Origin of the sequence: Ralstonia sp. UNC404CL21Col (genome assembly GCF_000620465.1) — a bacterium.
Lineage (GTDB): Bacteria > Pseudomonadota > Gammaproteobacteria > Burkholderiales > Burkholderiaceae > Ralstonia > Ralstonia flatus.
In genome coordinates this window covers 1588568-1603328 of record NZ_JIBE01000003.1, presented here as the reverse complement: position 1 = coordinate 1603328, position 14761 = coordinate 1588568, and the positions used below count along the sequence as shown (strand labels likewise).

8 protein-coding genes are annotated in these 14761 nt (G+C 66.1%); 4 read left to right on the top strand and 4 right to left on the bottom strand.

Annotated elements, in window-relative coordinates; translation table 11 throughout:
- Window positions 1–378: 378 nt before the first annotated feature.
- Window positions 379–663, top strand: coding sequence for a hypothetical protein (locus tag N511_RS0107525; protein ID WP_015856032.1), 285 nt, complete (start codon window positions 379–381; stop codon window positions 661–663).
- A gap of 117 nt (window positions 664–780) precedes the next feature.
- Window positions 781–1437 carry a VOC family protein gene (locus N511_RS0107520; protein ID WP_027678732.1) on the top strand — a complete coding sequence of 219 codons (657 nt, stop codon included), beginning with the start codon at window positions 781–783 and terminating at the stop codon, window positions 1435–1437.
- A 14-nt stretch (window positions 1438–1451) separates the two neighbouring features.
- Here N511_RS0107520 and N511_RS0107515 read toward each other — a convergent pair whose 3' ends face one another.
- Together N511_RS0107515 and N511_RS0107510 are read right to left on the bottom strand one after the other, a co-directional pair.
- Complete coding sequence (locus N511_RS0107515; protein WP_027678731.1) at window positions 1452–2336, bottom strand: LysR family transcriptional regulator; 885 nt, start codon at window positions 2334–2336, stop codon at window positions 1452–1454.
- Window positions 2337–2394: 58 nt separating this feature from the next.
- Window positions 2395–3819, bottom strand: coding sequence for a coniferyl aldehyde dehydrogenase (locus N511_RS0107510; RefSeq protein ID WP_231479587.1), 1425 nt, complete (start codon window positions 3817–3819; stop codon window positions 2395–2397).
- Between the two features lie 352 nt (window positions 3820–4171).
- On the opposite strand from N511_RS0107510, the gene N511_RS0107505 reads away from it, so the two are divergent.
- Window positions 4172–5902 carry a GMC family oxidoreductase gene (locus tag N511_RS0107505; protein WP_027678729.1) on the top strand — a complete coding sequence of 577 codons (1731 nt, stop codon included), beginning with the start codon at window positions 4172–4174 and terminating at the stop codon, window positions 5900–5902.
- A gap of 291 nt (window positions 5903–6193) precedes the next feature.
- Here the strand turns inward: N511_RS0107505 and N511_RS0107500 are convergent, their stop codons facing one another.
- Window positions 6194–7102 (bottom strand): amino acid ABC transporter substrate-binding protein, encoded by a 909-nt coding sequence (locus N511_RS0107500; protein ID WP_027678728.1) that lies wholly within the window; start codon window positions 7100–7102, stop codon window positions 6194–6196.
- 277 nt (window positions 7103–7379) lie between these two features.
- Window positions 7380–9041, bottom strand: coding sequence for an acyl-CoA dehydrogenase family protein (locus tag N511_RS0107495; RefSeq protein WP_027678727.1), 1662 nt, complete (start codon window positions 9039–9041; stop codon window positions 7380–7382).
- Between the two features lie 645 nt (window positions 9042–9686).
- On the opposite strand from N511_RS0107495, the gene N511_RS0107490 reads away from it, so the two are divergent.
- Window positions 9687–14696 carry a putative Ig domain-containing protein gene (locus N511_RS0107490; protein WP_027678726.1) on the top strand — a complete coding sequence of 1670 codons (5010 nt, stop codon included), beginning with the start codon at window positions 9687–9689 and terminating at the stop codon, window positions 14694–14696.
- Window positions 14697–14761 lie beyond the last annotated feature (65 nt).

Below are 14761 nucleotides of genomic sequence, written 5' to 3'. Positions count from 1 at the left end.
AGGCGAGTCCTTGCCGCCATATGGGCACATATAATCCCCACCGTCACTGCCTTCGCGGTGACCGGGTTTCGCAGCCCATTTTCCCTCCAGACGGACAGCCGCTTCCGAGCGGCGTTTTCATGTCCGGTGCTTGCGCACGCCTATGCTTTCTGCGGCGGGCCGGGCAGGGAGACCTTCGGGTCTGCCGGCGAGCTGGAGTGGGCCGGTCTGCGAACCCTGTCGTCAGGCCCGCCACCCTCGTTCGCAGCGAGGGCCGGGTCTCCTTCAATCCACTCCAGGAGGCCACATGGCTACCGCACTCAGCGGGCATCGCCCCGCGTCTTACCCTTCCCCACCGCCTTGGCGCTGCAGGCTTCCCGCACAACCGGGAGGTGCCGCATGTCGCTGACCAAAAACCGCCTCTACCTGGATGGCGCCGTCTCGGCACGCGCATTTCTGTGCCGCACGCACAGCGTCATGCGCGACCCTGGGCATTGCCGGCCCGGCAGGCTGCGCGAGCAGCTCACGTACTTTTCGGAACACGCGTATCCGCCGGCATTCGTGAAAGGCTTTATCGATGCCATCGACGCGTATCTGTCGATGTCGCTCGGGGGGAGCGACGTGGATCCGCACACGTGGGAGGTGTTGGCCGCCATTGAGCGCCGGCGGGTTTCCGCCGCATAAGAACAGTTGGACCCATCCCCGAGACGGGCGGGGATGCCGACACCACGCCGCAACATCGTGGAATGCGCTGTGGCATGCTGGGCCCTCACATTTGAGGCGGATACAGCGGGAGCCATCTTGAAGCTCGATCACATTGCCTTCGTCGCGCAATCACTTGAACAGGCGCAGGCCTATGCCGCGCAGCGGTTTGGCGTGGCGCTGCCCGCAGGCGGCAAGCATCCCTTGATGGGCACGCACAACCTCGTCACGCAGATTGCGCCCGGCGTCTTTCTGGAGTTCATCGCCATCGACCCGGAGGCGGCGGCGCCCAACAGGACGCGCTGGTTTGCGCTCGACCGCCTGACGCGGGAAGGCACATTGGAAGAGGCGCCCCGGTTGTTCGGCTGGGTCGCGAGCGTTCCGGATCTGGCGCGCAACGCGAGCGAATCACCGCAGCACGAATTGCTGGAAGTGACGCGTGGCGATTTGCGATGGCACTTCTTTCACCGCAGCGACGGTGAAGCGGAAGCGGGCGGTTGCTGGCCCGCACTCATCGACTGGGCAGGCGGCCAAAGCCCGGTCGACCGGATGCAGGAGGTTGGGCTGCGCCTGAACCAATTCCAACTCGCGCATCCGGGGATGCCGGCCATCCGCGCAAAGCTTCATGGGCTGGGGTGGAATGCTTCCGAGCCGGAGAACCAACACGTCGAACTGACCGACTCGGCACGGCCGGCATTGACGCTCGTGCTCGATACGCCGAAAGGGCGGGTGCAGATCGAAGGCGGCGGCCTGTAACCGCCGGCCACGGGTCAGGCGGCGCGCCGCTCCGCTACACGCTGCCGCGTCGAGAACCCGTCGCGCACGCACTGCGCCAACGCCAGCGCCGCCGCACTCGCGCCTTGCGCAGGCAACAGCAGGCTGATCGCAAACATCGGCAGTTCCGGGAGGCCGGCTTCGGGCCCGAGAATGTCCAAGTCCGCCGGCACCGTCGGCGTCAGCCATGCCGTGACGGCCAGCCCGGTGCGCACCGTGGCGGTGGTCGCTTCAATGTTGCCGCTCTCGAACACCGTGCGCCATTCGATGCCGTGCTCGCCCAGCGCCTTGAGCACGCGGGTGCGGAAGGCGCAGCTTTCATCCACCATCGACAGCGGCAGCGGGCGCTTCGCATGCACGTTGCCGCCGCGCGGGCCGACCCACACCAGCCGCTCCACGCACAGGCATTCGCCCGTGGCTTCATCCACCGGCGCTTCGACCACGGCGACGTCCAGCTCGCCGCGCGCAATGCTCTGTGCCAGCTCGGGCGACGTCCCGCACACGATGGTCAATTCCACCGATGGCCACGCTTCGGTAAACGCCTTGAAGATTGGCGGGAAAACGGTGCCGACCAGGTCGTAAGGCACGCCCAGGCGCACCGGGCCCTGCAGCGGACGCGCGGCCATGTCGGCCCAGATCTCGTCGTTGAGGGCGAGCAGGCGCTTGGCACGGCCGAGGAAGCGTTCACCCGCGTGGGTGAGTTCCAGCCGCCGGCCGTCGCGCTCGAACAGGCGGCATTCGAAGGCGTCTTCGAGCCGCTTGATCTGCTGGCTGATGGCGCCCTGCGTGAGGTGCAGCGCGTTGGCCGCCACCGTCATGCTGGCGTTTTCCGCCACAGCAATGAAGGTGCGGACGAGGGTGATGTCGAGGTTCTTGGCCATCGCTGCATTCTAGAAGCTAATGCTTGGCTGCTAAAACCTCATTGCTGCTAATGACTTGTCAGCGCACGAGCAGCTTCATCATCGTCTCGAACGTCTTGCCGTACGGCGCGCGGAACAGGCCCAGCCCGTTCAGGCGGGCCTGCTTGAACACCGGCTTCATCTTCGAGAACCGCTCGAACCCGTGGATGCCGTGGTACGCGCCCATGCCGCTGGCGCCCACGCCGCCAAAGGGCAGGTCGTCTTGCGCCACGTGCAGCAGGGTTTCGTTGATGCAGACGCCGCCGACGATGGTGCTGCTCATTACGCGGTCGATGGTGCTGTTGCTGCGCTCGAACACATACAGCGCCAGCGGGCGCGGGCGCGCGTTGATGTAGTCGATCGCCTCGTCCAGCGTGCGATAGGGCACCAGCGGCAGCAGCGGGCCGAAGATCTCTTCCTGCATGACGCGCATGTCATCGGTGCCGCCGGTGATGAGCGCGGGCGGGAACAGGCGCGTGGCGTCGTTGGGCGCAACGTTGGTGAGCGCCAGCACCTGCGCGCCCTGCTCGCGGGCCTCGTCGGCCAGGCTGGCCATGCGCTGGAAGTGGCGCGGGCTGATGAGCGTCGTGTAATCGCGGTTGCGCGCCATGTCGGGGTACATCTTGCCGACCAGCTTGCGTGCGGCATCGATGAAGCGCTGTTCGGTGCCGGCCGGCAGTAGCACGTAATCAGGTGCCACGCAGGTCTGCCCGGCGTTGAGCAGCTTGCCCACCAGCGTGCGCTCCACCGCGCGGTCAAAGTCCGCATCCGGCCCGATCAGCGTGGGCGATTTGCCGCCCAGCTCCAGCGTCACGGGCGTGAGGTTGTCGGCGGCGGCGCGCATGACGTGATGGCCGACGTTGGTGGAGCCGGTGAACAGCAGGTGGTCGAACGGCAGCCGCGAGAAGGCCTCGGCCACCGCCGCATCGCCATTGATGACGCGTACTTCATCGGCGGCAAAGCTGCGCTCGACCAGGTCGGCAAACAGGGCGGAAAAGCGCGGCGTGTATTCCGAGAGCTTGACCATCGCCCGGTTGCCCGCGGCCAGTGCGGAGACCAGCGGCCCGATGGTCAGATAGATCGGGTAGTTCCACGGCACGACGATGCCCGCCACGCCCAGCGGCTGCGGAATCAGCCGCGTGCTGGCCGGCCGGAACCACAGACTCACGCCGCGTCGCTGCACGCGCATCCAGCGCTTGCCGTGCGACAGCGCGTGCTTGATGCCGTCCACGCTCGGGAAGATCTCCAGCAACTCGGTTTCCTGCCGCGAGCGGTTGCCGAAGTCTGCGCTGACCGCCTGGGCGATGGCCTCGCGGTTATCCATGACAAGGCGCTTGAGGCGCATCAGCCGATCGCGGCGCACGGGCCAGGTGGGCAGCATGTCGGCCTGGTGGGCGGCGCGCATGGCCTCGAAGGTCTGCTGCATGCGCAGCATGTGCGGGGCGGGCAGGTCGGCAGGCTGCATCGGGGGCTCCTGGCAAGGTGGGCGGATCGGTGCAATTGCAAAGCAGTATGGCCGCCACGCGCGCGTGCGACGGGCTGATACGCCCCTGCCGTGTGCCGCATGCCCGGCTTGCCTGGGCCCGCGCAACCGTGTGCCAGCACGAAATTGCTGCATTGCGACATCCTGCCATCGCCACCCAGGCAAGGGTTTGGGCGCGACGGCACGCCAGTTTGCTGCGTGACATCGAACGATGCCTCTAATGCGGGTAAGCCCGGCCGTTTGAAACAACCCATGGCGCCTAGGATGTGAGTTCGTGACCGGCAAACAGCCGGCGGCGTCGCTCGCCCAATAAAAAACCCATCCGGAGACATCCATGGCCACCGATTTGCCCACCTCGGCCCTCACCTTCGATTACGTCATCGTCGGCGCCGGTTCCGCCGGTTGCGCGCTCGCCAGCCGGTTGACCGAAGACCCGGACGTGACCGTCGCGCTGCTCGAAGCCGGCCCGCACGATCATCACCTGTCAGTCTGGGTGCCGGCCGGGTGCGCGGCGTCGCTGCCGTTCAAGAACAAGCGCAACTATGGATTTCAGACCGTGCCGCAAGCCGGGCTGGGCGGCCGCCAGGGCTATCAGCCGCGCGGGCGGGGGTTGGGCGGCAGTTCGTCGCTCAACGCGATGATCTACATCCGCGGCACGCCGAGCGACTACAACCACTGGGCCGCGCTCGGCTGCACCGGCTGGAGCTGGAACGACGTGCTGCCCTACTTCAAGCGCTCCGAAGGCAACGAGCGCTTTGCCGGCCGCGACGACGACGCGCTGCACGGCGGCACCGGCCCGCTGCACGTGAGCGACCTGCGCACCGGCAACCCCATCGCACAACGCTTTGTCGAGGCCGGCGTGGCCGCAGGCTACCGGCGCAACAACGATTTCAACGGCCCCGAGCAGGAGGGCGTCGGCCCGTACCAGGTCACGCAATACAACGGCGAGCGCTGGAACGCCGCGCGCGCCTACCTGCATGGCGGCAACAAGGCTGACGCCACGTTCAGCCGCAATCGCCGCCAGCTGACGGTGATGCCCGACACGCAGGCCCTGCGCATCGTCTTTGAAGGCAAGCGCGCGGCAGGCGTGGTGGTGGAGCGTGCGGGCCGCACAGAAACGCTGCGCGCGCGCCGCGAGGTGATCGTCTCATCGGGCGCCTTCGGCTCGCCGCAATTGCTGATGGCTTCAGGCGTAGGCCCGGCGGAGCATCTGCGCTCGCTAGGCATTCCGGTCGTGCACGACCTGCCCGGCGTCGGCCAGAACCTGCAGGATCACCTCGACATCATTCTGCACAAGAAAGTCTTCAACCTCGATCTGATCGGCTATTCCGCACGCGGCAGCGCGCATATGCTGGGCCAGATCCTGCGCTACCGGCGCGAGCGTCGCGGCATGCTGGCGACCAACTTTGCCGAAGCCGGCGGCTTCATCAAGAGCCGGCCCGATCTGGCCGATCCCGATCTGCAACTGCACTTCGTGGTCGCCATGGCCGACAACCACAACCGCACGTTCAACTACGGCCACGGCTATTCGTGCCACGTCTGCGTGCTGCGCCCGAAGAGCCGCGGCGAAGTGCGCCTGGCCTCCGCCGACACGCGCGACGCCCCACTGATCGATCCAAAGTTCCTGTCTGATCCCGAGGACATGGCCGGCATGCTCGCCGGCTTCCGCGCCGTGAAGAGCATCTTCGCGCAGCGTCCGCTGGCCGACCTGGGCGGCCGTGAGCTGTATTCCGGAAACATCCGCGGCGACGGCTCCGACGACGAAGCCGTCCGCGCCCTCATCCGCCAGCACGCCGACACCATCTACCACCCCGTCGGCACCTGCAAGATGGGCAGCGCCGACGACGCAATGGCGGTGGTGGATCCGGAACTGCGCGTGCGCGGCCTGACAGGCCTGCGCGTGATCGACGGCTCGGTCATGCCGACGCTCATCGGCGGCAACACCAACGCCCCGATCATCATGATTGCCGAGCGCGCCGCAGACCTAATGCGTCAAGGCGGACGCCCGACGCTGAATGTGGTGAGCAGCATCGCGGCGCAGGCAGCGCCGGCGGAGGTGCACTAAAAATAGCCGGGCGGCGAACCGTGTCGCCGCCCTTCGCACACCAACGGTGTGGCCGTTGGAGCCCTAGATGGCGCCTTGAATTTCTGTGAGCGGGCGGAAAAAGGAAGGAGGCCTGTCTGAGCGCAGCGAGTTTGCCTCCTTCCCCGCACGGTCACATAAATTCAAGGGGAAGTCGCCATCTCGGGCGCGCCTTTCTTTTGCTTACTTTTCTTTGGCAAGACAAAGAAAAGTGAGTCAGCCCCGGCAGGGGATGAAACAAGGGATGCACCACAAACGCACAAACACCCCGCCTCAGTTCCCCGCACTATCCGTAGGCGTATTAAACGAATCCCGCAACAAATAACTCATCGGCACGTCCAGATTCACCCCATTCGGCGGAATCGGCTGCTGGAACCACTTCTTGTAGAGCTTCGGCACCTCGCCGTCGACAATCAGCCGCGTCATCGACTGGTCGATCAGCTTCTTGAACTCCGGGTCCTGCTTGCTGAGCATGATCGCGTACGACGACACGAGCTGCGTCTTGCCCGCCAGGCGGTAGTCAGCCGGGTTCTTGGCCGTGGCGCGCATGCCCGAGAGCAGGATGTCGTCGCCCGCAAACGCATTGGCGCGGCCATCGGCCAGCATCGCAAACGCGCTGCGCAGGTCGTTGGCATCCACCACCTGCATCGTCATGCCCGTTTCGTTGAGCTTGCGTGCGAGGTCGGCATTGGTCGAGCCGCGCGCGGCCACCACCGTCTTGCCGTTCAGGTCTTCCCATTGCTGGATCGGCGAGTTGGCCTTCACCAGCATGCGGCCCTTGGTGATGTAGTGCGGAATGGTGAAGGCCACCTTCTGCCGGCGCTCCGGCGAGTTGTTCGTCGAGCCGCACTCGAGATCGGCCTTGCCCGTGGCGATCACGTCCAGACGGTTGGCGGCCGTGACGGGCACGTACTGCACCTTCAGGTCGGGGCGCTTGAGCGACGTGCGCAGCGAGTCGATCAGCCGCGAGCAGATGTCGATGGCGTAGCCGACCGGCTTGGTGCCATCGAGATACGAAAAGGGAATGGAGTCTTCCCGATACCCCACATGCACCGTGCCGGAGTCGCGGATGCGATCGAGCGTCGGGGTGGCGGCAGCAACGTCGGGTGAGAAGAATGTGGCGGAAACAGCGGCGGGAACGGCAAGCGCGGCCAGCAGCCACGTGCGCGCGGGGAACGACATCGTCAAAGGTCCTGGGAGAGGGTTAGGGCTCTAGTGGCACGACTGGCTGCGCTGTTGCCCTGTCGGCGCAGCTTTGGCTTGCGCGCCGTCACTCCCCCCGGGAATGCCAAAACGTGAAGCAATGTCACGCGCCGCCATGGGCGCGCATTATGCGCTGATTGCGGGTATACCCTCAAGCACCTCTTCGGTGCGTGGATAAGCGGCCGGACGTCGGTCCGTGGTGAAGAGCGTTCGGCGAAAGCGTGTGCTCACATGCGGCCGCATTCCCGGGGTGGTGTTACACGGGCCACGCGCGCTGCAGCACCGCGCCAAGTTCTTGCGCATGCCCATCGAGCGTGCCGAACACGCGGCCATGCTGATGATGGAAGCGGCTGGCGATAAAGCGCTCGGCGTCGTCCGGGTGGGCGTGGGCCAGCATCAGCGCCGCCTGCGCCGTGAGCGCCAGCCCCTGCGCGATGCGGCGCGCGGAGGTTTCCTGGATGTCGCCCGGCTGATGCAGCATCGCCTGCAGCGCGGCCAGCTCCGCCCGCACGGCACGGTGGCCCTGGGCGCGCTCGCCAATGTCGTGCACCAGGCGCAGTGCATCGTCCGGCGTGCGGCCGATGGCGCGCAGCACGTCCAGGCACATCACGTTGCCCGAGCCTTCCCAGATGGAATTGACCGGCGCCTCGCGGTACAGGCGCGCCATCGGGCCTTCTTCCACATAGCCGTTGCCGCCCCAGACTTCCATCGCCTCGCCGGTCGCTTCGATGGTGCGCTTGCAGACCCAGAACTTGGCGGCGGGCGTGACAATGCGTTTCCACGCCGCGGCCAGCGGATCGACATCGGCGCGCTCGAATGCGTTGCCCAGTTCCATCATCAGCAAGGTCGCGGCTTGCGATTCCAGGGCCAGATCGGCCAGCACGTTGCGCATCAGCGGTTGGTCGGCCAGCAGGCGGCCGAATGCCATGCGGTGGCGCGCGTGGTGCAGCGCCTGCATCAGCGCGTGGCGCAGGATGGCCGCGCTGCCGATCACGCAATCGAGCCGCGTGTGCGTCGCCATCTCGATGATGGTCGGAATGCCGCGCCCTTCCTCGCCGATGAGGATGCCCTCGGCGCCGCGAAACTCCACTTCGCTGCTCGCGTTCGAGCGGTTGCCGAGCTTGTCTTTCAGGCGCTGGATCTGGATCGGGTTCTTGCTGCCGTCATCGCGAAAGCGCGGCACGAAGAAGCACGACAGCGGGCCGTCTTCTGCACCCATGCGCGCGACCACCAGGTGCGCATCGCACATCGGCGCAGAGAAGAACCACTTGTGGCCGGTGATGGCGTACGTTGCGCCACGGCCCTCGCCGCGCAAGGGCGTTGCCACCGTGGTGTTGCTGCGCACATCGGAGCCGCCCTGCTTTTCGGTCATGCCCATGCCGACGAGGATGGCGGTTTTCTGGCGCCACGGCAGATCGCGTGCGTCGTGTTCGCGGGCGTAGAGACGCGGCCCCAGGTCGGCAAACAGCGCGGTTTCTTTCTGCAGCACGGGAATGCTGGCGAACGTCATCGTCGCCGGGCACAGCGTGCCGGATTCGATCTGTGCCTGCATGAAATAACCGGCGGTGCGGGCGGCCCAGGCGCCCGGGCGCGGGTCGGCAAACGGCAGCGCCTGCAGCCCCTGGCTGCGCATCAGGCCGAGCAACGCGTGCCAGGCCGGGTCGAAGCGGATGGCGTCGATGCGCTCTCCCGTGCGGCTGTGGGTGTGGAGTTCGGGGTGATAGGTGTTGGCCTCGGCCGCCCACTGCAGCGTCTCGGGTGCGCCGAGCTGGTCCCCGAAGGCTTGCAGCGCGCTGGCGTTCCAGCCGCCGCCCAGACGTTCGAGTGCGTTTTGCAATGTGGTGTCGGACGTGAAGGGGTTGAAGCCGGTCAGGTCCGGGACCTGGTTGAAGACGCGGTGGGTGGCCTCTGTGGGCATTGGGAGTCTCCTGGCGTGGCGCTTTTGGTGTGTGGGCCATGGTAGACCACCGGGGGGCGGGCTGGGTGGAGGGGGATTTCCATACAGCGTCTGTTTGTACGGCAGTGCCATCCCGCTGCTCATCAAGCGAAATTCCGCAAGGTATTGCGGTGCAACGCTCCTCCTAATGTCACATCGCCACGATATTGAATGCTTCAGCGCAGCAATTCTTCTATTAATGGTTTCTGCGTCTCAATTTGATTGGCGTTCTGGTCAAGGTGTATCAACAAAAAAATAATGGGCGGAATGTTTGCGCGCTTTCATGAAAACGCCGTATCAACGCGGAACGTGCCAAAAGTGCGACATCAAGCGAAGGCGTCCGAAAGGTGGTATTGACGTGGTGGTAGCGTTTTTTTAGCATCGCGCTGGATCGTTGCGTCTATTCCGATAAAAGACAAGAAAGTCGCATTGGTCTATCGGGGGGATATTTCCAAGGATTAACACTGTGCCCTTGCGCGGCTACGCCCGTTGCAATGGATTGCGTGTGCAAATCCGCATGCTATTTCCCTCATCATCGGGAAGTGCCTGATGGGGATCCGGCACGGCGTATTCCCAATACACCACAAAGCAAAAAGCCCGCGCGAGAGCGGGCGGGACGAGGGAGAAATGCGCGTGCTGACACAAGGCAGCCCGTATGGTCGGCGTGGGGTCGCCGGATGGTCGATGTTCCGATGCCTGAAGGCGCTGGGGCGGGAGTGGGTGCGCCGGGTTCTGCTGGCCATACTGGCGATCTGGCTGACGGTGTTGTCCCAAGGGGCGCTCGCGTTTTCGTGTTCCGTCGCGTTTTCCATGCCGCAGAACACCACCCAGACCTATAACCTCACGGGCGCGGATAACGTCAACTGTGATCCGCTCAGCGTCGGTATCGCAAACGATGTGGTGGGAGATGACTACGCCAACGATAGCCTCACAACGCCAACCGCCCAAGGCGGTACGCTAAAGGTCTACGGTTTCTGGAGTCCCCCCAACCGGTTCGTTTATACGCCCCCAAGCCCCTCTTTCGTCGGCACCGATACGGCAACCTTCTATATCTCGAGCGACGGTGCCACCTGGACGCCCACCGGCTCATTGACGATTACCGTGATCCCGACTGCGCCGACGGTGACGAGCCTTGCGCCGAACAACGGGGCGATCGCGGGGGGCACATCGGTCCTAATCAGCGGCACCAGTTTCACCGGCGCGACTGCGGTCAAGTTTGGGGCGGCCAACGCAGCCAGCTATGTCGTCAACAGCGCTACGCAGATCGTTGCCACCTCTCCGGCCAGTTCTGCAGGTACCGTTGACGTGACGGTGACCACGCCTTACGGCACCAGCACCACCACCCTTGCCGATCGGTTCACGTTTGTTGCGCCTCCTGTTGCGAATGCGGTCGGCGCCACCGTTGCACACGGCAGCAGCAGCAATCCCATCACCCTGAACATCACGGGCGGCGCGCCACTCAGCGTGGCCGTCTCGACCCCCGCGAGCCACGGCACGGCCACCGCCTCCGGCACGTCGATCACCTATACCCCCAACGCGTCGTACTCCGGCTCCGACACCTTTGCGTACACGGCGACCAATGCGGGGGGGACGTCCGCCCCAGCCACGGTGACGGTTACCGTATCGGATGCGACGATCAGCTATGCGCCCGCCTCGCCGGCGGGTGGCACGGTCGGTACGGCCTACAGCCAGTCGCTGGCGTCGGCTGCGGGAGGCACGGCACCTTACAGCTACGCGCTGGCCTCGGGTGCGCTGCCGCCGGGCCTGACGCTGGCCGCCAACGGCACGCTGTCGGGCACGCCCACCGCCTCAGGAACGTTCAACTTCACGGTTACAGCGACCGACAGCAGCACCGGCACCGGTCCGTTCACGGCCACCAGCGGCGCCCTGTCGCTCACCATCGCCGCGCCGACCATCACGGTGTCGCCCTCCACGCTGGCCAATGCGACTGTCGCTACCGCCTACAGCCAGACACTGACTGCCGGCGGTGGCACGGCGCCGTACACCTATGCCGTGACCGCAGGCTCGCTGCCTGCCGGCCTGACGCTGGCGAGCAACGGAACGCTGTCAGGCACGCCCACGGCGGCCGGCACATTCAACTTCAGCGTGACGGCGGCAGACAGCTCCGGCGGCAGCGGCCCTTACACCGGCAGCCGGGCTTACACCCTGAGCGTGAATACGCCCACGCTTTCGATCACGCCGGCGTCTGGCAGCCTGAGCGCCACCGCCGGCGTGGCATACAGCCAGACCTTCAGCCCCGGCGGCGGCACTGCGCCTTACACCTACGGCATCGTCGTCAATAGCGGCGCGCTACCCACCGGGATGTCGTTCAACACTGGAACGGGCGTGCTGTCGGGTACGCCGATCACCACGGGCGTGGCCAACTTCACCGTGACGGCAACCGACAGCTCCACCGGAAGCGGCCCGTTCCACGTCTCGGGCACCTACACGCTGACTACGTCGACGCCGACGATCACCCTGTCGCCGAGCACCCTGCCAAACGCAGGGGTGGGCTCGGCGTACAGCCAGACGCTGACAGCCAGTGGAGGCGCCGCACCGTACACGTATGCAATAACGGCGGGTACGTTACCCACGGGCGTAAGCCTGAACCCGAGCACGGGCGTTATCTCCGGCACCCCGACGGCTGGCGGCGTGGCGAATTTCACCGTCACCGCGACGGATGCCAACGGCTATGCCGGTGCACGCGCATACGGCGTGGCGATCAGCGCCCCCACCATCAGTGTGAGTCCGGCCACGTTGCCGGGAGGCACCATCGGCACCGCCTACAGCCAAGCGATCACGGCGAGCGGTGGCACCGCGCCGTACACGTATGCCGTCACCGCAGGCGCGCTGCCGGCGGGCATGACGATGACGTCGAGCGGCACGCTTTCCGGCACGCCGACGGCCGGCGGCACGTTCAACTTCACTGTCACCAGTACCGACCACAGCACCGGCACCGGGGCTCCTTACAGCGGCAGCCGTGCCTACACGCTCACCGTGTCGTCACCGACCTTGGCGATCGCGCCGGCCTCCGGCGCGCTGAGCGGCGTGGCGGGCACGGCCTATAGCCGCACCTTTGCCGCCAGCGGCGGCACCAGCCCCTACACGTATGCGATGACCGTCACCGCAGGGTCGCTGCCGACGGGTCTGGTATGGAACGCTGGCACGGCCACCCTGTCGGGCACACCCACCGCGGCCGGTGCGGCCAGCTTCAACGTCGTGGCCACCGACAGCAGTTCGGGTAGCGGCCCGTACTCTGTGACGGGGTCGTACACGCTCACCATTTCGGCGCCGACCATTTCGCTGGCGCCGGCCACGCTGCCCAACCCGGCAGTGGCGACTGCGTACACGCAGACCGTTACTGCAACCAACGGTACTGCGCCGTACGCCTACGCGATCTCGGCCGGTGCATTGCCGGCCGGCATGGCGCTGTCTTCGGCCGGTGTGCTGTCGGGCACGCCCACGGCGGTTGGCGCGTTCAACTTCACCATCACCGCGACGGATGCCAACAGCTTCACGGCCAGCCGCGCTTACAGCCTGATCGTGGGCGCGCCCACGCTTGCGCTGAACCCCGCCACGGTGCCGGGTGCCACGCTCAACACGCCGTACAGTCAGACGCTGGTCGCCAGCGGCGGCACTGCACCCTACACGTACGCGCTTGCCTCCGGTGCGCTGCCGGCCGGCATCAGCCTGAACCCCAGCACCGGCGTGTTGTCGGGCACGGCCACGGCGCTCGGCAGCAGCACGTTCACGGTGCAGGCGTCCGACAGCAGCACAGGGACGGGCGCGCCGTATAGCACCACGCGCAGCTACACCATCGTGGTCGGGCAGGTGATCGGCACAGCGCCGCCCATCACCGCCACCACCGCATCAACCGCGCCCGTCACGCTGCACGCGGCCGCCAATGCGACGGGCGGCCCGTTCTCGTCCATTGCGATCGTCAGTCCGCCTGCGAGCGGTACCGCCGTCGTCAACGGCCTGGACATCGTCTACACGCCCACGCCGACCACCTCGGGTGCCGTCACCTTTACCTATGCGCTGATCAACACCGCAGGCACCTCCGCGCCGATTCCCGCGACGGTCACCGTCAATGCCATGCCGATTGCCGTGGCGCAGAAGCAGGCCATCACGTCGGCGGGGCAGGGGATTAGCGTGGATTTGACGGAGGGCGCCACGGGCGGGCCGTTCACGGGGGCGACGCTGGTGTCGGTCGTGCCGTCCAACGCCGGCTCCGCCACGATCGTGCAAAAGGCGGTGCAGACACCCGCCGGCGTGAAGACGCTCGCCGCGGCTGCGTCAACCTACGTGCTCAACTTCACACCGTCCAGCACGTATAGCGGTCAGGCGGTGTTGACGTACACGCTGTCCAATGCCTTCGCCACCTCGACACCGGCCACCGTGCAGGTGAGCGTGACGGCACGCAAGGACCCGTCAGCCGACCCCGACGTGGCAGGCCTGATCAACGCGCAGATCCAGGCAGCACGCCGCTTCGCCACAACGCAGATCGACAACTACAACCGCCGCCTTGAAGCGCTGCACGGTACCGGTCGTGCGCCGTCGGACAACGGCCTGACCGTCGCCATGCCGGGCCAGCGCGCCGACATGCGGGCGCGTTGCCAGGACGTTGCGGGCATCGCCGCATATGACGCGTGCATGCGTGGTGAAGGTGCGGGCGGCCGACCTGTTGGCCGCAGCAAGCGGAATCCGGACGTCACCAAGGACACCAGCGCAGACAAAACCAATGGCGATGCCGGCCCCGACCTGCCGGGCGCCGATGCGGCTGCCGGCGGCGCCGACAGCATCGATACCAACCTCGCGTTCTGGAGCGCTGGCACGCTGGACTTCGGTTTCGCCAACACGGGGGCGCAGCGCTCGGGGTTCCGCTTCACCACGGGCGGTGTGACGGCGGGTGCGGACTACCGCGTGTCCGACCAGTTCTCCGTGGGCGCCGGCTTTGGCTATGGGCGAGACTCCACCGACATCGGCAACGCTGGCACCAAGAGCACGGGCGACAGCTACAGCCTCGCGTTATACGGCAGCTACCGTCCGCTGCCCACGCTGTTCGTCGATGGCGTGGCGGGCTTCGGCACGCTCAGCTTCGACTCGCGCCGCTGGGTGACCGACTCCAACGACTTCGCCACCGGCAAGCGCAACGGCAAGCAAGTGTTTGCCTCCGTGTCGGCCGGCTATGAGCATCGGGATCGCACGTGGCTGGTTTCACCGTACGGCCGCCTGTCGGTCTCGCAATCGACGCTGGATCAGTTCACCGAATCGGGCGCCGGCCTCAACGCGCTGACGTATTTCGACCAGACGGTGACGACGGTATCCGGCACGCTCGGCCTGCGTGCGGAATACACGCAGAAGACCAAGTGGGGCACCTTCCTGCCGTTCGCGCGCGTGGAGTACCAGCACGACTTCAATGGGCAGAACAATGCAGGGTTGGCGTATGCCGACTTGGCATCGGCGGGCCCCGCTTACTACGTGCCGGGTACGCCGTTTGGGCGCGATCGCATGCAGATCGGGTTGGGAACGAAGTTCCGCACCGGGCCGCTCACGTTTGGGTTGGACTACAGCGTGATGGCCGGGATGGGCGGTTTGCAGCAGGGGATTCGGTTGACGTTTGCTGCACCGTTCTGAGGCAATAAGCGGTCAGCGCCCAACAAAAAGCCAGCCTTCGGGCTGGCTTTTCTTTCCGGCGAGAT

Excerpts from the sequence above, each read along its gene's own strand:
- N511_RS0107515 (WP_027678731.1), bottom strand. The coding sequence starts at position 2,336 with ATGGCCAAGAACCTCGACATCACCCTCGTCCGCACCTTCATTGCTGTG.
- N511_RS0107525 (WP_015856032.1), top strand. The coding sequence starts at position 379 with ATGTCGCTGACCAAAAACCGCCTCTACCTGGATGGCGCCGTCTCGGCA.
- N511_RS0107510 (WP_231479587.1), bottom strand. The coding sequence starts at position 3,819 with ATGCAGCCTGCCGACCTGCCCGCCCCGCACATGCTGCGCATGCAGCAG.
- N511_RS0107505 (WP_027678729.1), top strand. The coding sequence starts at position 4,172 with ATGGCCACCGATTTGCCCACCTCGGCCCTCACCTTCGATTACGTCATC.
- N511_RS0107500 (WP_027678728.1), bottom strand. The coding sequence starts at position 7,102 with ATGTCGTTCCCCGCGCGCACGTGGCTGCTGGCCGCGCTTGCCGTTCCC.
- N511_RS0107495 (WP_027678727.1), bottom strand. The coding sequence starts at position 9,041 with ATGCCCACAGAGGCCACCCACCGCGTCTTCAACCAGGTCCCGGACCTG.
- N511_RS0107490 (WP_027678726.1), top strand. The coding sequence starts at position 9,687 with ATGCGCGTGCTGACACAAGGCAGCCCGTATGGTCGGCGTGGGGTCGCC.